Source organism: Rhodanobacter sp. FW106-HT46G03 (genome assembly GCF_058789895.1).
Window position 1 is genome coordinate 3,464,710 of the sequence record NZ_JBYTCC010000001.1, and the last position, 16,363, is coordinate 3,481,072.

Below are 16,363 nucleotides of genomic sequence, written 5' to 3' on the forward strand. Positions count from 1 at the left end.
CTGCTCCGCTGCGGGTGGCCGGCAAGGGCCTGGGGAATGGGGTGCGCTGGCTCAGCTGCGCCAACCGGAAAGCTTGCCGCGCAGGCGAATCACGGCCTGGCCGTGGATCTGGCACACCCGCGATTCGCTCACGCCGAGCACGGCGCCGATTTCCTTGAGGTTCAACTCCTGCTCGTAGTACAGGCTCATCACCAGTTGCTCGCGTTCGGGCAGCTCGGTGATGGCTGCGGTCAGCGCCTCGCGCATGTCGGTGTCTTCGAGGCTTTGCGCGGGACCGAGGCTGGTTTCGTCGGCGACGTCGAGCACGCCCGAATCCTCGCCCTCGTCGGCAGCGGTGAGGCTCAGGAGGCGCGCGCAGGTCGCGTCGGTCAGGATCTGGTGGTACTCCTCCGCACTCAGGTCGAGCCGGCGCATGACCTCGGCGTCCTCCGCCTCGGCGCCGGTCTCCAGCTCGATCTGGCGGATGGTTTCGGCCACCTCGCGGGTCTTGCGGTGCACCGAGCGCGGCGTCCAGTCGCTCTTGCGCAGCTCGTCGAGCATGGCGCCGCGGATGCGGATGCCGGCAAAGGTCTCGAAGCTGGCGCCCTTGTCCTGGGCGAAATTGCGGGCGGATTCGAGCAAACCGATCATTCCTGCCTGGATCAGGTCGCCCACGTCGACGCTGGGCGGCAACCGCCCCATCAGGTGATAGGCGATCCGCCGGACCAGCGGCGCGTGCCGACGTACCAGTTCGTCGGCACTCTCGCGGGAGAGTTGCAGATATCCCGAAGCCACGTTCATCTCGGCATCTCCCCGACCGGGGCCGTGCGGCCCGCAAAAAAGGAGATACGGTCGAGACCCGCGCGCTCGGGCTCCTTCCACTTATCGACCGTACCCGCCAGTTTCTTGAATGCCAGCGACGACGGCGCCGACGGCCAGGCGTCGACCACCGCCGCCTGGCGCTTGATCGCCTGGCGCAAACGCTCGTCGTGCGGGATGAAACCGACCAGCTCGACGGTGACGTCGAGAAAACGGTCGCACACCCGCGCGAGCTTTTGATAGAGCGCGCGCGCATCGCCCTCGTTGCGCACCATGTTGGCCACCATGCGCAGCCGGCGCACGCCGAAATCGCGGCTGAGCACCTTGGACAGCCCGTAGGCGTCGGTCAGCGAGGCCGGCTCGTCGCACACCACGAGAATCACTTCGGCCGCCGCCGAGGCAAACATGGTGACCGTGTCGGACAGCCCGGCCGCGGTGTCGATCAGGAGAAAATCCGGCACCTCGGCCAGGCTGTCGAATGCGCGGATGATGGCGGCATGCTCGGTCGGGCTGAGCTGCGCGAGGCGCCGTGCGCCGGAGCCGGCCGGCACCACTTGCAGCCCGTCACGCACCGGGATCAGCAACTCCTGCAGCGTGCACTCGCCATCCAGCAGGTGGCCGATGTGACGCGCCGGGGTCAGGCCCAGCATCACATCCACGTTGGCCAGCCCGGTGTCGGCATCCAGCAGAATCACGTCTTTGCCGGCGGCCGCCAGCGCCATGCCGAGGTTGACCGCCACCGTGCTCTTGCCGACGCCGCCCTTGCCGCCGGCCACCGCAATCGTGCGGCACCCGCGCTGCGCCATCGGCACCGAGGTCAACAGGCCATCGGCCTGACGCAGGGTCACCGGCACCGCCTTGGTACCGGTGGCCGGCCTGGCCACCTTCGCAGCGAGCATCTGGCTGAGCCCGAACGCCTGATCCATTGCCATTTCCCTGCTCATGCCCCAACCATTGCCAGGCCGAAACGTTCGGCCATCACGCCGTCATCCGGCGCGCTGCCGCGCAGGGATTGCACGGTGCGGCACACCAGCGCCCGCGCATCCGCCTGCGCGATGTCTTCCGGCACGCGCTGGCCGTCGGTGGTGAAATCCAGCGCCAGCTGTTGCCGAATCAGCACCGACAGCGCGCCGCCAAGCGCCGGCGCCTCGTCCAGCTTGGACAAGATGCACGCCTGCGGCTGCAAGCGGCGATAGGCGCCGACCGCCTCTTCCAGGGCCTGCACCTGCGCATGCGCGGCCAGCACCAGGCTCACGCGCAGCGCACCGGCGCCGGACAGCAGTTCGAGTTGCTGGGTGAGCCGCGGGTCGCTGGCGGCCATGCCGGCGGTGTCGATCAGCACCGCGTGGCGGCCGGCCAGCATGTCCAGCACCTTGCGCAGGCTTTTTGCGTCGTACGCCGGATACACCTGCACCCCGAGCAGGCGGCCGTAATGTTCGAGCTGCGCCGCCGCGCCAATGCGGTAATGGTCGGTACTGACCAGCGCCACCTGCGCCGCGCCGTGGCGCATCACCGCACGCGCCGCGAGCTTGGCAATGGTGGTGGTCTTGCCCACGCCGGTGGGGCCGACCAGCGCCATCACCCCGCGCTCGTCGCCGCACAGGCTGCGCCCGCTCACCGTGAGGCTGCGGCTCAACAGGCCCAGCGGCAGATAGCGCGCCTGCTCGGCCGTGAGGTCGTCCGGCAGCTCGTCGGCCAGCCGGCGTGCGACGTCCGCCTCGATGCCGAGCCGGGTCAGCTCACGCAACACGCGGGCGCGCAGCGGACGCCGGCGTTCCAGATCGTTCCACCCGAGGCTGGAAAGCTGCCCTTCGAGCAGCTCGCGCAAGTCACCCACCTCGCTGCGCAGCTGCGCGGTTTCGCGCGCAGCATCGGCGAACGGCGCCGGCGGGCGCCCCTCGGCAGCGGCCACGGCGACGTGCGATGGCATCCGCGGCGACACTGCCGGCGCCGGGCGCGGGACCCGCGCCGTCACCCGGGCCAACCTGGCCTGGGCGGCCGGCTCCATCGGTGGCGCTGGCGGCGCGGCACGCACCGGCAACGGCGGGGGGGGCGGTGGAAGCGGCGGCACTGCAGCAGGCCGCGTCGCGGCCGCGACCTCCGGCAGCTCGTCGCGCGGCGTGCCTTGCCGCACCGCCTCGCGCACCAGCGCCTCGTCGTAGTCGATCGCGGCAATCACCTCGATGCCATCGGCCACCCGCCGCGTCGACAGGATCACCGCCTCCGGCCCCTGCTCCTCGCGTACCTCGCGCATGGCCTGACGCATGTCCGACGCGACGAATCGTTTGATCTTCATGGATTACTCCGTAAGCGGGATTCGGGATGCGGGATTCGAGATTCGCAAGAGCCAAGGCGCCGCAAGTTCGCGGTATCGCTGCTTTTCCGAATCTCGAATCCCGCATCCCACATCCCGGCTCCTAACGCCCCAACGCCTGCACCAATCTCACGCGGCGGTTGTCGGGGACTTCGTTGTAGGCGAGTACGTGCAGGTTTTGTGCCACATGGCGGGTGAAGCGGGCAAGCCAGGGGCGGAGCTGCGGGGCGACCAGCAAAATCGCGGGTTCACCGCTCAGTTCCTGCTTGCGCGCGGCTTCGGCCACGCTTTGCTGCAGGCGGTCGGCGAGGCCCGGTTCCACCGCGGCGCCGGCCACGCCGCCACCGGAGAGCGAGCCCAGCAGGATCTGTTCGAGTTCCGGCGCCAAGGTGATGACGGGCACCTCGGTGCCCAGGCCGGCGATTTCCTGCACGATCTGGCGGCCCAGCGCGACGCGCGCGGCAGCGGTGAGCACGCCGGGATCCTGACTCTGGCCAGCGTGTTCCGCCAAGGATTCGACGATGGTGCGCATGTTGCGGATCGGCAACTGCTCGGCGAGCAGGTTCTGCAACACCTTCACCACCACGCCCAGCGCGAGGCGCTTGGGTACCAGGTCTTCCACCAGCTTGGGCGCGCTTTGCGCGAGGCGGTCGAGCAGCTGCTGCGCGTCCTGGTGGCCGAGCAACTCGTGCGCGTGGTTGCCGAGGATGTAGGACAGGTGGGTGGCGATCACGGTCGCCGGGTCGACCACGGTGTAGCCATAGCTTTGCGCCAGCTCGCGCTGGCCCGGCTCGATCCACACCGCCTCCAGCCCGAATGCCGGGTCCTTGGTGGCAATGCCTTGCAAGGTGCCGTGCACCTGGCCGGGGTTGATCGCCATCAGCCGCTCGTTGTGCACCTCGGCCTCGCCCATCGGCACCCCCATCAGCACGATGCGGTAGGTGTTGGGGCCAAGGTCGAGGTTGTCGCGGATGTGCACCGCGGGGATCAGAAAACCGAGATCCTGCGAGAGCTTGCGGCGCACCGACTTGATCCGCCCCATCAGCTCGCCGCCTTGGTTGACGTCCACCAGCGGAATCAGCCGGTAGCCCACCTCCAGCCCGAGCGCGTCGACGCTGGCCACGTCGTCCCAGCTCAGCTCGACCTTTTCCGGCGGCACCGCCGGTACCGCGGCATCGGCCGGCGCCGCCGCGAGCTTTTCGCGGGTCTCGCGCTGGCGCTTGAACAGCAGCCACGCCGCGCCGCCGCACACCGCGCCCAGCAGCAGGAACGCCACGTTCGGCATGCCGGGGATGATCCCCATCACGCCGAGCACCGCCGCCGCCACAGCCAGCGCGCGCGGCTGGCCGAACACCTGTCCGGCGAGCTGCCGGCCCATGTCCTGCGCCTTGGACACGCGGGTGACGATGATCGCGGTGGCGACCGACAGCATCAGCGCCGGCACCTGGGCGACCAGGCCATCGCCGATGGTCAGCAAGGTGTAGGTCTGCGCGGCCTCGCCGGCGGAGAGGTTGTGCTGCATCACGCCGATGAAGAAGCCGCCGATGATGTTGATCGCCAAAATGAGAATGCCGGCGACCGCGTCGCCGCGCACGAATTTCGAAGCGCCGTCCATCGAGCCGTAGAAATCCGCCTCCTCGCGCACCTCTTGCCGGCGTTCGCGCGCCTGTTCCTGGGTCAGCAGGCCGGCGTTCAAATCGGCGTCGATCGCCATCTGCTTGCCGGGCATCGAATCCAGGGTGAAGCGCGCGGTGACTTCCGACACGCGGGTGGCGCCCTTGGTCACCACCACGAAGTTGATGATGGTGATGATCGCGAACACCACCAGGCCCACCGCGAAGTTGCCGCCGATGACGAACTCGCCGAACGCCTCGATCACCTTGCCGGCGGCGCCGGGGCCGTCGTGGCCGTGCAGCAGCACCACGCGGGTGGAGGCAATGTTGAGCGCCAGGCGCAGCAGGGTGGCCATCAGCACCACGGTCGGGAACGCGGCGAATTCCAGCGGCCGCATCACGTACACCACCGCCAAGAGGATCACCAGCGACAACGCGATGTTGAAGCTGAACAGCATGTCCAGCAGAAACGGCGGCAGCGGCAACATCATCATTGCCAGCATCACCAGCAGCATCACCGGCGCGCCAAGCCCCCGCCGCGTGAGTTGCCTGAATTGGCCCAGCACCTGCGCACCCGTCATGGTTTTGACTCTGCCTTACATGCGATAGGGCCCCATCAAGTCGGGATCGACCTCGGGGTTCGGCACTACCGGGGGTGCGTCGCCGTGCGCCACTGCCTGTTTCAGCTGGTACACGTAGACGAGCACCTGGGCCACCGCGACATACAGCGCCGCGGGGATTTCCCGGCCTACCTCGGTGCTTGCATACAAGGCGCGTGCCAACGGCGGCGCTTCGACCAACGGAATGCGATGCTCGCCCGCCACCGTGCGGATTTGCTGGGCCAAAAGGTCGGCGCCCTTCGCCAGCACGCGCGGCGCGCCGGACTTGCCGTCGTCGTAGCGCAGCGCCACGGCAAAGTGGGTGGGGTTGACCACCACCACGTCGGCCTTGGGCACGTCCTGCATCATGCGGCGCCGCGCCTGCGCCTGCTGCACCTGGCGCACGCGGCTCTTGATCTCGGGGCTGCCCTCGCTCTCCTTCATCTCGTCCTTGATCTCCTGCCGACTCATGCGCAGGTTCTTGGTGTAGTCGTATTTCTGGTACACCGCGTCGATGCCGCCGATCACGGCGAGGATCGCGCCAAACCACAGCCCAGCCTGGCCGAGCAGGCCGAGCGCCAACGCAATGCCGCCAAACACCGGGCCGCGCCCGGTCTGCAGCATGTCGCCCTGCCAGTGGCGCAACAGCAGCGCCAGCAGCACGCCGATGAAAATCACCTTGAGCAGCGCCTTGGCCAACTCCACCAGCCCGCGCACGGCAAAGATGCGGCCCAGCCCCTTGATCGGATCGAGCCGCTCCAACTTCGGCTGCAGCGCCTTGCCGCTGAAATTGAGCCCGCCGATGATGAGCGGCGCGCCAAGCGCGGCTACCAGCGTGGCGATCGCGACCGGCGCGAACAGCGCCAGCGCCTCGTGCAGCGCCTCGGCCAAGGCGCGTGCCGGCAAGGTGTCGCTGAACAGGGCGTCGCGCGAATATCCCAGCCCGATGCGGAAAATGCGCTGCGCATGTGCGAAGGATGCCGGCCCGCCAGCCATCAGCGCGGCCACTCCGGCCAGCACCACCGCCGCACCGGTCAGGTCGCGCGAACGCGGAACCTCGCCTTTTTCGCGCGATTCCTTCAGGCGTTTTTCGGTTGGCTGTTCGGTTTTTTCCTGGTCGCTGTCGTCGGCCATGGCCTAGCCTCCGAACAACTGGCGCATCAGTGTCCAGGCGTCGTTCTGCAGCGCCGCGAACGCGCCCGGCAACGCGCGCAGCGAAAACCACAGCGCGACAAAACCAAGCGTCACGCTGATCGGAAATCCCACCGCAAACAGGTTCATCGACGGCGCCGCGCGGCTGATCGCCGCAAACCCGATGTTGACCACCAGCAGTGCCGTCATCGCCGGCAAGGCCACGCGCACCGCGCCGGCGAACAGCTGCCCGGCAAACACCAGCACCGCGTGCAAGCCGTTGGCGTCGATTCCCGGCGCACCCGCCGGCAGCCGGCGAAAGCTGTCGGCCAGGAGCGCGATGAGCTGCAAGTGGCCATCCAGCGCGAGAAACACCAGCGTCACCAGAATCAAATAGAACTGCCCGAGCACGTTCGCGTTCTGGCCTTCCTGCGGGTCGACCACCTCGGCAAAGCCCAGCCCCATGCTCTGCCCCACCAGCCCGCCGCCAAACGCCACCGCCTCGAACACCAGCTTCAGCACGAATCCCACCGCCGCGCCCGCTGCGATCTGGGTCACCGCATCCAGCATGCCGGGCAGCCCCAGGCCGTTGACCGTGGCGGGCGCGAGTGGCGTCATCACCGCCGTGAGCACCATCACCAGCGCCGCGCGAAACCGCATCGGGATGACCGCGGCGCCAAAGATCGGCACCACCAGGCACAGCCCGCCCACCCGCGCCAACGCCCACACGAACCGGCCCAGCCAACCCAGCAGCCAGGCCACGTCCAACGTGGTCACCGAATCACTCCGGGCAACCCCTCGATGAGCTGGGTCGTGTAGTGCACCAAGAGCCGCAGCATCCACGGCCCCGCAATCAGCCCCACCAACGCCATCGCAATCAGCTTGGGGATGAACGAAAGCGTCATCTCGTTGATCTGTGTCGCCGCCTGGATCACGCCGATCAGCAGGCCCACCGCCAGCGCCGTGAGCAACAACGGCGCCGCCACCAGCATCGCCACGTACAGCGCGTGCTGGCCAATTTCCATCACCGATTCAGGGGTCATGCGCGTTTGCTCCGGCGCGCCCCTGTCCGTCATGAAATTGGCGGATGGCTGCGCTCACGACGGTACACAGCAAATTGCATGCCGGGGGGGCTGGGATTGGGGAGCTGGGATTGGAGATACGGGATTCGGGATTCGGGCAGAGCGCGCTGCGGCGAGCTTCAGCCCTGCGGGTCGGGCTTCAGTCCGACAAACGGGGAATGGGGAATCGAGAATAGGGAATTGGGCAAAGCGTGCTGCAGCGAGCTTCAACCTCGTGGGTCGGGCTTCAGTCCGAAAAGCGGGGAATCGAAAATCGAGTATGGGGAATCGGCAGAGCGCGCTGCGGCGACCCTCCGCCCTGCCCGACGGGCGGAGCGAGAAAAGCGACGGCGGCGCGGCTAGCCGCGGTGCACGTCGTGGGTGACGAAGGCCTGTTCGACGGAGGGGCGGGCGAACCACTGCGGATGATCCAGCGTGTGCTGCATGTCGGCCATGCCCGCCTGCCAGTGGGCGCGCATGCTGGCGGCGCTGAATTCGTAATCCTTGAAGTGGCCTTCGTACGGCTTGTCGCGGTAGATCAGGTGGATCAGGTTCACCTGCGCGCTGCAGGATTCCTGCGCGGCCGCAAGGAAGGCGGGATCCTCGCGCCGCGCCGGCGGCACCAGCGCCATCAGGTCCCGCAGCATGCGCTTGCGCGAGCGCGCTTCGCGCATCGCATCGGTGATCAGCCGGGTACGGCTGGAGTACTGGATCTCCTTGCCGCGGTCGGCGACGCCGGCGAGGTCGTGCGGCACTTCGCCGCGCGCGCTCCACAGATCCACCTGGAACACCAGCAGGTCGCGCTCCGGCTCATCGTGCAGCACGCGGTACAGCGGCGTGTTGGACACCATGCCGCCATCCCAGTAGTACTCGCCGTCGATTTCCACCGCGGCAAACCCCGGCGGCAGCGCGCCGGAGGCCATGAAGTGCTCGGGACGCAGCTGCTGCTTCGTGTTGTCGAAATACACGAAGTTGCCGGTGCGCACGTTCACCGCACCCACCGACACGTGCATCTGGCGCGGGTCGTTGATGCGGTCGAAATCGGCCAGGCGCTCCAGCGTGGCGCGCAGCGGCGTGGTGTCGTACCAGCTGGCCTTGTTCGGCGTCGCATGCGGCTCAAGGAACGGCGGCGGCATGCGCGGCCGGAAAAACCCCTTCTGGCCAGACACCACCGCCGACCACGCGGCCACGCTGCTCAGTCCACCCTGCATCCCCGCCGGCAGCCCGCTGGCGTCAAACCACACCGGCACGCCGAGCCACGGCGGTGGCGTGCAGATGGTGTCCCAGAACGCGTGTAGCTGTTCGACCCGCCGCTCCGGCGGGTTGCCGGCAATGATCGCCGCGTTCAGCGCGCCGATGGAAATGCCGGCCACCCAGTGCGGGTGCACCCCAGCGCCAGCCAGCGCCTCGACCACGCCAGCCTGATACGCGCCCAGCGCGCCGCCGCCCTGCAGCACCAGCGCCACGTCCTGGTAATCGCGCGCGACTTGCGCCGCGAGGCTTTCGGTTGGCTCGGGCATCGGCTTACTGCATGAACCAGCCGTGGCTCACCACGAACGACTGCCCGGTCAGTGCCGCCGATGGGAAGGTGGCGAGGTAGAGCGCCGTCTGCGCAATATCGTCGACCGTGGTGAACACGCCGTCCACGGTGTCTTTCAGCATCACGTTCTTGATCACGTCGGCCTCGCTGATGCCCAGCTCCTTTGCCTGCTCGGGGATCTGCTTCTCGACCAGCGGCGTGCGCACGAAGCCGGGACAGATCACGTGCGAACGCACATGGTGCGGTGCGCCCTCCTTGGCCAGCGTGCGCGCCAGGCCAAGCAGGCCGTGCTTGGCGGCGACGTAGGGTGCCTTGAGTTTGGACGCCTCGTGCGAATGCACCGAGCCCATGTAGATCACGATGCCGCCGCGGTCGCCCTTGTACATGTGGCGCAGCGCCGCGCGGGTGGTGAGGAAGCCGCCGTCCAGATGGATCGCCAGCATCTTCTTCCAGTCGGCAAAGCTGAACTGGTCGATCGGGTTGATGATCTGCACGCCGGCGTTGGAAACAAGGATGTCGAGCGCGCCGAACGCGGCGACGACCTGGTCGGTACCGGTGTCGACCGCCGCCTCGTTGGTGACGTCCATCGCCACCCCGAGCGCCTTGCCACCGGCCGCGTTGATCGCCGCCGCCGTCGCGTCGGCCGCCGCCTGGTTGATGTCGCAAATGGCGACCTTCGCGCCGTTCTTTGCGTACAACTCGGCAATCGCCTTGCCGATGCCGCTGGCTGCGCCGGTGACCAGCGCAACCTTGCCGTCGAGACTACCCATGAGCCATCTCCTTGCAGGTGAAGCCTCGATTGTAGGCGGCGGGTGTTACCGCACCATGAGGCTTTCGTCCATGGGCCGGCGGGCGCGAACCAAGACCGGAGACCGCTTCGGGCGGCAAGTTCCCGCAGCCGTCGCGAGAAGATGCGTTCGCGCCGGCGGACGCTGTGGACAATGACGCTGCGGGTTTTGCGTTGGGCGCGGCATCAGGGCGGTTTCGTGCAGCACCAGCGGTGGGCGTGGCACTAGAGCGGTTTCGAACGCCCTTTGGGCGTCCGAGCTACTTTTCTCTGAATGGCCAGAGAAAAGTAGCCAAAAGAGAAGCCACCCCGATGGCGCGCCCTCCGGGCATCCTGCCCTGCGGGTGCGCGGGTGGGCTGCGGGGTTTTCCGACGGCACCTCCGTGTGCCGGCGGAAAACTGGCCCGCCTCCCTGCGGGCCATCCTGACGGACTATCCGCCGCCCACCCGCCGCGCCATAGGGGCCCCACAACCGCAGGCGCGCGTCCGCGCGCCCGAAGCAGACCGATCGCTCGCGGGTGATACTTTGGCTTCTGGCGCGCACGATGCGCGCCGCTGTTCTGGGGGCCCCTCGGCGGCGGTGAGGCGGGGTCCGAAAAGCCGCGCAGCGGGCGAGGCCAGGGATGGCCTCGCCTTTTCGCGCGGGCAGGATGCCCGCTCGAAAAGCCCGGCCCCGCCGCACGGACTTTTTGCCCACGGACGGGCAAAAAGCGCCGCCGCGGGGTGCCGTTTCTCTTTGGCTACTTTCTCTTTGGGCAAGCAAAGAGAAAGTAGCTCGCGCGCCCAACGGGCGCACGAAACCGCTCTGATGCCGCGCGTCGCGCTGGTGCCACGCCAAACCGCCCTGATGCCGCACCGAGCGCCAGCCCCACACGACACCCGATACCCCGCCCTCAATCCGCCTCGGCGAGATACGTATACCCCGTCAGCCCGCGATCCAGATCGGCATACAACGCCTCCGCCTCCGCACCGGCGACACCCGCCGCAGCAAGCCGTTCGCGATAGCTCGCGCGCAGTGCCTTGAGGTCGTAGCCGACGTAGTCGAGCATCAGGTCCGCGGTATCGCCGCGACGCTGGTGGGCAAATACCCAGCCCTCGCCGTCGACGCGCACGTTCACCGCGTCGGTGTCGCCGAACAGGTTGTGGATGTCGCCCAGCGTCTCCTGGTAGGCACCGACCATGAAGATGCCGAGGCGATAGTTTTCGCCCGGGCGCAGCTCGTGCAGCGGCAGGGAAACGTCGACGCCTTCGGCATCCACGTAGTGGTCGATGCGGCCGTCCGAATCGCAGGTGACGTCGACGATCACCGCGCGCCGGGTCGGCTCCTCGTCGAGCCGGGCGATCGGCGCGATCGGAAAGATCTGGTCGATCGCCCAGATGTCGGGCGTGGATTCGAACACCGAGAAATTGCAGAAATACTTGTCGACCAGTTTCTCGTCCAGCTCGTCCAGCACCGGGCGATGCGCGCGCTCGGCCGGCGACAGGCGCACGCGCACCGCGTTGGCGATGGCGTAGTACAACTCGTCCAACCGCGCGCGGTCGGCCAGCGCGAGCTGGCCCAGGGCGTACAAGGTCTGCCCCTCGTGCAGGTGATGCTGGGCCTCGTGGAACAGTTCGAGCGCCGGGCGGCGGTCGAGCTCCTCCCAGGTTTCGCGCAGGCGGCGCAGCACCGCGGGCTCGTGCGCGTCGGGCAGCGGGATGGCGCCGTCGGGCACTTTTTCCACCTCGCTCACGTTCACCACCAGCACCGCGTGGTGGGCAGTCATCGCGCGGCCGGCCTCGGTCAGGATGTTCGGCGCCGTGAGCCCTTCGGCAGCGACGGCTTCGGCCAGCGCCTGCACGATGGTCTGCGCGTACTGCGCCATCGAGTAGTTGATGGAGTTGCTGCTGCGCGAGCGCGAGCCTTCGTAATCGACGCCCAGCCCGCCGCCGACGTCCACCGTGTCGAGCGGCACGCCGAGCCGCGTCAGCTCGATGAAATAGCGCGCCGCCTCGCGCATGCCGCCGGCAATGTCGCGCACGTTGGAGATCTGCGAGCCCATGTGGAAGTGCTGCAGCCTCAGCGTGTGCTTGAGTCCGGCCGCATCGAGCCGCGCCACCAGCTCCAGCACCTGGCTGGGCGAGAGGCCGAACTTGCCCTTGTCGCCGCCGGTGTTCTGCCACTTGCCGGCGCCGATCGAGGCCAGCCGCACGCGCACGCCGAGCAGCGGCTCCACGCCCAGCGCGCGCGATTCGGCCAGCACATGGTCGAGCTCGGAGAGCTTCTCGATCACGATGTGCACCTTGAGCCCGAGGCGCTTGCCGATCAGCGCGAGGCGGATGTACTCGCGGTCCTTGTAGCCGTTGCAGATCACGGTGGAGCCGGGCCGCGCCAGCGCCAGCACCGCCATCAGCTCGGGCTTGGAACCGGCTTCGAGACCGAAGCCGCTGGCGCCGGAAGCCACCAGCTCGCCGGCCACGCCGCGCTGCTGATTGACCTTGATCGGATAGATCGCGGTGTAGTGGCCGGCGTAGTTGGCCTCCGCGATCGCCTGCGCAAACGCCGCCTGCAGGCGCGCAAGGCGGTCGGCAAGAATGTCGGGAAAGCGCACCAGCAGTGGCAGGCGCAGGCCTTCGCCGCGCGCGCGCTCGACGATGGCGGGCAGCGACAAGGCGGGGCCGTGCTCGCCGCGCGGGCGCAGCACGATGTCGCCGGCGGCGTCGATATCGACGTAACCATCGCCCCAATGGGGCACGGCGTAGGCGTGGCGCGCAGCGGCCACGCTCCAGGGCTTCGACATGGAGAACTCCTCGTACCAACGGAACATGTCGTCGCAGCGGCGAGCCTTGACGTAGGTAACCGCGCGAACGACCGGAAGCCTCGCACGCCGCGGGGCCATTCGCGCACAAGGCGCCATTGTATCGCCACGGCTCGGATACAATGACCGGCCCACCATCCGGCATCCACGTCGAGCAAGCCCATGTCGCAGCAAACCAGCTGGTTCACCGAAGAGCACCAGCCCTCCGGCTCTTCCGTCGGCTTTCGCACCGAAGCCCTGCTGCACAGCGAGAAGACGCCGTTCCAGACGATCGAGATCCACCAGACCACCGACTGGGGCAGGCTGATGGTGATCGACGGCTGCGTGATGCTGACCAGCCGCGACAATTTCCTGTACCACGAAATGATGACCCACCCGGCGTTGTTCACCCACGCGCGCGCCAAGCGCGTGGTGATCATCGGCGGCGGCGACTGCGGCACGCTGCACGAGGTGCTGAAGCACGAGGAAGTGGAGCACGTGGCCCAGGTCGAGATCGACGAGCGCGTGACGCGGCTGGCCGAGGAGTATTTCCCCGAGCTGTGCGAATCCAACGCCGATCCGCGCGCCGAGCTCTTGTTCATCGACGGCATCAAGTACATGGCCGAAGCCGAGCCGGAGTCGATCGACCTGGTAATCGTCGATTCCACCGACCCGGTCGGCCCCGCCGAAGGGCTGTTCAACGCCGCGTTCTACACCAGCTGCTACAAGGCGCTGCGTCATGGCGGCATCCTGGTGCAGCAATCGGAATCGCCGCTGGCGCATCTCGAACTCATCAAGTCGATGCGTGCCTCGATGCGCACCGCCGGCTTTGCCGCAGTGAAGACGCTGCCGTTCCCGCAGCCGTGCTACCCCACCGGCTGGTGGAGCTGCACGCTCGCGCGCAAGGGCGGCGAGCTGTCCGGCTTCCGCGAGCGCGGCGCGCTCAGCAAGAGCTTCAAGACGCGCTACTACAACGCCGACATCCACAAGGCCGCGCTGGCGATGCCGGAGTTCATGCGCGAGGAACTGGGGGAGTAAGGCCCGAAATCCGGGATGGGGGTCCGGCAAGCCGGGCCGGGCGGCACTGTCGCTCTTTTGGATCCCGAACCTTGGCCTTCAAAACAACTTGCTGCGCACCGTCGGCAGCAGCACCAGGGCCAGCGTCGCCAGCGGGCCGAACGGCAGCGAAAGCAGGAACCAGATCAAGCCGCTGCGGTGCTTGCCCTGCGCAAGGCCCGCATTGATCAGCGCCAGCGTGCCCCAACCGGCGAACCACGGTGCGCCTTCGGCGAAACTGGAAAGTTGATTCACGGCATATCCTCCGACCCCTGTGTGGTGGAGCGCGCCGAACGCGCGGACGAACTGGCATCCTAACAACCCGCCTTGGTGCTGGTCCGCCGCGGCGTCCCCCGGCTCATTCATCGTTCAGAGCGTCCTCAACCCCCGGCCGCTAAGCTGGCGACTTTGCGATCGCTGGAGCACCCCATGCGTCGATGGCACCACCTCGCCCTCGCCGGCGCCCTGTCGCTGCTCGCTGCCCCCGCGCTGGCGGCCGTGAATGCAAATGACGCAGTGCCGAATGCCGGCGCAGCGCGCGCACAGGCGCTCACGGGTTTCCAGCACGATCTGGTCAGCGTGCTCGCCCTGCGGGCGACCGCGACACCGCTGCTCGGCGCAGCCTTGCTGGCGCGGCCGCTGACGGGGCAACCCAAGACCACGAGTTTCCACACGCTGGTGAACCGCGCAGTGGCCACGGAGGGTTCCGGCGCGGCCGCGCAGTGGCTGCGGCTGGCCGATTGCGAGCGCGCCGAATGCCCAAACCCGGGCGCGCTGCACAAGCTCGCCGAAACCGACGCGGACAACGCCGCCGTCTGGTTGCTCAAGTTCGACCTCGACAGCCGCGACCTGAAAGCGAAGACTGCCCGCGCCGACCTCGCCAAGGCCGCCGCGGCCACGCATTACGACGATTACGCCGGCGCCAGCCTGACCGCGCTGGTCGGCGTGGTCGATGCGCTGCCGCCCCCGCCCGCCACGCTGAGCGCCAGCGGTGCGCTTGGCGTGCAGGCGCTGATCGCGCTCGGCAATGCGCGCCTGCAACCGCGCCCGGTGCTGCCGGTGGCGGCGCAGTGGTGCAAGGGCCACAGTGGCGATGCCACGGCAAAAGCCGACTGCCTGCGCCTGGGCCAGCTGCTCGCCTGGGGTTCCAGCCCGCTTGCCCGCTCGCTCGGGCTGCATCTGATCGCAACCCTGAGCGACGACCCGGCCGCCGTCAGCAAGGCGCAGGGCGAGGCGCGCGACCTCGCGTGGCAGGTGCACAACCACGCCCAGCTGGCGCTCGCGGCACCGGATGATGCCGCCACCGCGCAAGCGTTGCTGGCCGCCGCCCGCGCCGGCGGCACTGAAATGAGCCAACTCCAGGCCGTGCTGCGCGCACGCGGCGTGTCGCCCACGGCTCCCGGCAGCTGGCAACCGGCAAGCCCGGCCGCCTCAGCATCCACCCCCTCCCCATAACCCCGCGACTCCGGTTAGGCTGGTGCCACCTTCGCGAGCGGAGCACTCCATGCTTGTGACGCTGGTGGCAAGCAGCAAGGGCGGATGCGGCAAGAGCACCGTGGTGACGCAGCTGGCGGCGGGTTTTGCACAAGCCGGCCAGCACACGGCAATCGTCGATGCCGATCGCCAAGGTTCGAGTTTCCGCTGGGCCGAACGGCGACCCGACAACATGCCCGCCGTGCAGGCCTTCGAGGGCGCCCGCAAGGCACTGCAACGGGTGCCGGAGGACACCGCGCAACTCGTGATCGACACCCCGGCCGGCAGTGGCGAACGCGAGCTGGAACCGTTCCTCGAGCTCGCCAGCGTGTTGCTGGTGCCGGTGCTGCCCTCGCGCTTCGATCTGGACGCCACGCTGCGGTTCCTGGACGAGCTCAAGGCGATCCGCCGCATCCGCAGCGGCAAGCTGCCGGTGGGCCTGGTGGCCAACCGGCTCAAGCCGTGGACCAATGCCAGCCAGGCGGCGGTCGACGAGCTGGCCGCGGCAGCCCCGTTTCCCATCGTGGCCCGCTTGCGCGACAGTCAGGCCTACGTCCTGCTCACGGCGCTGGGCAAGGGCATTTTCGACTACCAGTCCGAACAGGTGCGGGGCCACCAGCAGGATTGGAAACCGTTGCTGCGCTGGATCAGGCGCCAAGCCTGAGCCAGCGGTTTTCACCCACCGGAGTCTTCCATGCACGAACTGATCCTGCTGCGCCATGCCGAAGCCGAACCTCCCGCCACCACCGGCACCGACAGCGAGCGCGCGCTGAGCGAGCGCGGCGAGCGCGAGGCGCTGGACGCCGGCCGCTGGCTCGCCGGTCACGGCGCCCACCCGCAGCGCGTGCTGTGCTCGCCCACACGGCGCACCCGGCAAACCGCCGAGCTCGCGCTGGCCGCGTTCTCCGCGCCGCCTGCGGTGCAAAGCGCGGACGAAATCTACGATGCCTCGCCCGGCGAACTGCTCGCCCTGCTCGATCAGCACTTCGACGCCGAAAGCGTGCTGCTGGTCGGCCACAACCCCGGCATCGAGCGCCTCGTGGCGCTGCTGGTCGAAGGCCGCTCGGACGGTTTTCGCGGCATGCCGCCCGCCGGCCTCGCCGTGCTCTACCTCAATGGCTCGCTGGAGCCCGCCAGCGCGCGCCTCGACGCGTTCTGGTCACCCTGACTCCCATCTCGTCCGACCGCTTGCGGTCGGCGGTTGCCCGGCGACG

Annotated in this window: 15 protein-coding genes; 4 read left to right on the top strand and 11 right to left on the bottom strand. The window is 68.4% G+C overall.

Translation table 11 applies throughout. The annotated features are described in order from the left end of the window. Positions 1-51: 51 nt before the first annotated feature. From AC3WP6_RS15485 to speA, 10 genes are all read right to left on the bottom strand, one after another. On the bottom strand, positions 52-780 hold the full coding sequence (locus AC3WP6_RS15485) for an RNA polymerase sigma factor FliA (RefSeq protein WP_492628510.1): 729 nt from the start codon (positions 778-780) through the stop codon (positions 52-54). Beyond that, the gene (locus AC3WP6_RS15490) at positions 777-1,724 is read right to left on the bottom strand and encodes a MinD/ParA family ATP-binding protein (protein ID WP_492628511.1); all 948 of its coding nucleotides are present in this window, start codon (positions 1,722-1,724) and stop codon (positions 777-779) included. Before AC3WP6_RS15490 ends, AC3WP6_RS15485 begins: the two co-directional genes overlap by 4 nt. 14 nt (positions 1,725-1,738) lie before the next feature. Continuing rightward, positions 1,739-3,094 (bottom strand): flagellar biosynthesis GTPase FlhF, encoded by a 1,356-nt coding sequence (flhF, locus tag AC3WP6_RS15495; protein ID WP_492628512.1) that lies wholly within the window; start codon positions 3,092-3,094, stop codon positions 1,739-1,741. 121 nt (positions 3,095-3,215) lie between these two features. Then, the gene (gene flhA, locus AC3WP6_RS15500; protein WP_492628513.1) at positions 3,216-5,306 is read right to left on the bottom strand and encodes a flagellar biosynthesis protein FlhA; all 2,091 of its coding nucleotides are present in this window, start codon (positions 5,304-5,306) and stop codon (positions 3,216-3,218) included. Between the two features lie 15 nt (positions 5,307-5,321). Then, positions 5,322-6,458, bottom strand: coding sequence for a flagellar biosynthesis protein FlhB (flhB, locus tag AC3WP6_RS15505; RefSeq protein WP_492628514.1), 1,137 nt, complete (start codon positions 6,456-6,458; stop codon positions 5,322-5,324). A gap of 3 nt (positions 6,459-6,461) precedes the next feature. After that, a complete protein-coding gene (gene fliR / locus AC3WP6_RS15510; RefSeq protein ID WP_492628515.1) occupies positions 6,462-7,232 on the bottom strand; it encodes a flagellar biosynthetic protein FliR in 771 nt (256 codons plus the stop codon). Next, entirely contained in the window at positions 7,229-7,498 is a 270-nt protein-coding gene (gene fliQ, locus AC3WP6_RS15515; RefSeq protein WP_492628516.1) for a flagellar biosynthesis protein FliQ, read from the bottom strand. Before fliQ ends, fliR begins: the two co-directional genes overlap by 4 nt. A gap of 377 nt (positions 7,499-7,875) precedes the next feature. Next, positions 7,876-9,036 carry a patatin-like phospholipase family protein gene (locus AC3WP6_RS15520; RefSeq protein WP_492628517.1) on the bottom strand — a complete coding sequence of 387 codons (1,161 nt, stop codon included), beginning with the start codon at positions 9,034-9,036 and terminating at the stop codon, positions 7,876-7,878. Between the two features lie 4 nt (positions 9,037-9,040). Continuing rightward, complete coding sequence (locus AC3WP6_RS15525; RefSeq protein ID WP_492628518.1) at positions 9,041-9,826, bottom strand: 3-hydroxybutyrate dehydrogenase; 786 nt, start codon at positions 9,824-9,826, stop codon at positions 9,041-9,043. Between the two features lie 910 nt (positions 9,827-10,736). Continuing rightward, positions 10,737-12,623 (bottom strand): biosynthetic arginine decarboxylase, encoded by a 1,887-nt coding sequence (speA, locus tag AC3WP6_RS15530; protein ID WP_492628519.1) that lies wholly within the window; start codon positions 12,621-12,623, stop codon positions 10,737-10,739. 180 nt (positions 12,624-12,803) lie between these two features. Between speA and speE the strand changes: the two genes are divergently transcribed. Next, positions 12,804-13,658, top strand: coding sequence for a polyamine aminopropyltransferase (speE, locus tag AC3WP6_RS15535; protein ID WP_492628520.1), 855 nt, complete (start codon positions 12,804-12,806; stop codon positions 13,656-13,658). 78 nt (positions 13,659-13,736) lie between these two features. On the opposite strand, the gene AC3WP6_RS15540 is transcribed toward speE, so the two are convergent. After that, positions 13,737-13,931 carry an antitermination protein NusB gene (locus tag AC3WP6_RS15540; RefSeq protein ID WP_492628521.1) on the bottom strand — a complete coding sequence of 65 codons (195 nt, stop codon included), beginning with the start codon at positions 13,929-13,931 and terminating at the stop codon, positions 13,737-13,739. A 174-nt stretch (positions 13,932-14,105) separates the two neighbouring features. Here AC3WP6_RS15540 and AC3WP6_RS15545 point away from each other — a divergent pair, with 174 nt between their 5' ends. The 3 genes from AC3WP6_RS15545 to AC3WP6_RS15555 are packed head-to-tail and all read left to right on the top strand — an operon-like array spanning position 14,106 to position 16,317. Continuing rightward, positions 14,106-15,131: a hypothetical protein gene (locus AC3WP6_RS15545; protein ID WP_492628522.1), complete on the top strand. Its 1,026-nt coding sequence runs from the start codon at positions 14,106-14,108 to the stop codon at positions 15,129-15,131. Between the two features lie 49 nt (positions 15,132-15,180). After that, the gene (locus AC3WP6_RS15550; protein WP_492628523.1) at positions 15,181-15,813 is read left to right on the top strand and encodes a nucleotide-binding protein; all 633 of its coding nucleotides are present in this window, start codon (positions 15,181-15,183) and stop codon (positions 15,811-15,813) included. Positions 15,814-15,843: 30 nt separating this feature from the next. Then, on the top strand, positions 15,844-16,317 hold the full coding sequence (locus AC3WP6_RS15555) for a SixA phosphatase family protein (RefSeq protein ID WP_492628524.1): 474 nt from the start codon (positions 15,844-15,846) through the stop codon (positions 16,315-16,317). Positions 16,318-16,363: the final 46 nt, after the last annotated feature.

Coding starts and splice junctions, on each gene's coding strand:
- AC3WP6_RS15485 (WP_492628510.1), bottom strand. CDS start 780: ATGAACGTGGCTTCGGGATATCTGCAACTCTCCCGCGAGAGTGCCGAC.
- AC3WP6_RS15490 (WP_492628511.1), bottom strand. CDS start 1,724: ATGGATCAGGCGTTCGGGCTCAGCCAGATGCTCGCTGCGAAGGTGGCC.
- flhF (WP_492628512.1), bottom strand. CDS start 3,094: ATGAAGATCAAACGATTCGTCGCGTCGGACATGCGTCAGGCCATGCGC.
- flhA (WP_492628513.1), bottom strand. CDS start 5,306: ATGACGGGTGCGCAGGTGCTGGGCCAATTCAGGCAACTCACGCGGCGG.
- flhB (WP_492628514.1), bottom strand. CDS start 6,458: ATGGCCGACGACAGCGACCAGGAAAAAACCGAACAGCCAACCGAAAAA.
- fliQ (WP_492628516.1), bottom strand. CDS start 7,498: ATGACCCCTGAATCGGTGATGGAAATTGGCCAGCACGCGCTGTACGTG.
- AC3WP6_RS15520 (WP_492628517.1), bottom strand. CDS start 9,036: ATGCCCGAGCCAACCGAAAGCCTCGCGGCGCAAGTCGCGCGCGATTAC.
- AC3WP6_RS15525 (WP_492628518.1), bottom strand. CDS start 9,826: ATGGGTAGTCTCGACGGCAAGGTTGCGCTGGTCACCGGCGCAGCCAGC.
- speA (WP_492628519.1), bottom strand. CDS start 12,623: ATGTCGAAGCCCTGGAGCGTGGCCGCTGCGCGCCACGCCTACGCCGTG.
- speE (WP_492628520.1), top strand. CDS start 12,804: ATGTCGCAGCAAACCAGCTGGTTCACCGAAGAGCACCAGCCCTCCGGC.
- AC3WP6_RS15545 (WP_492628522.1), top strand. CDS start 14,106: ATGCGTCGATGGCACCACCTCGCCCTCGCCGGCGCCCTGTCGCTGCTC.
- AC3WP6_RS15550 (WP_492628523.1), top strand. CDS start 15,181: ATGCTTGTGACGCTGGTGGCAAGCAGCAAGGGCGGATGCGGCAAGAGC.
- AC3WP6_RS15555 (WP_492628524.1), top strand. CDS start 15,844: ATGCACGAACTGATCCTGCTGCGCCATGCCGAAGCCGAACCTCCCGCC.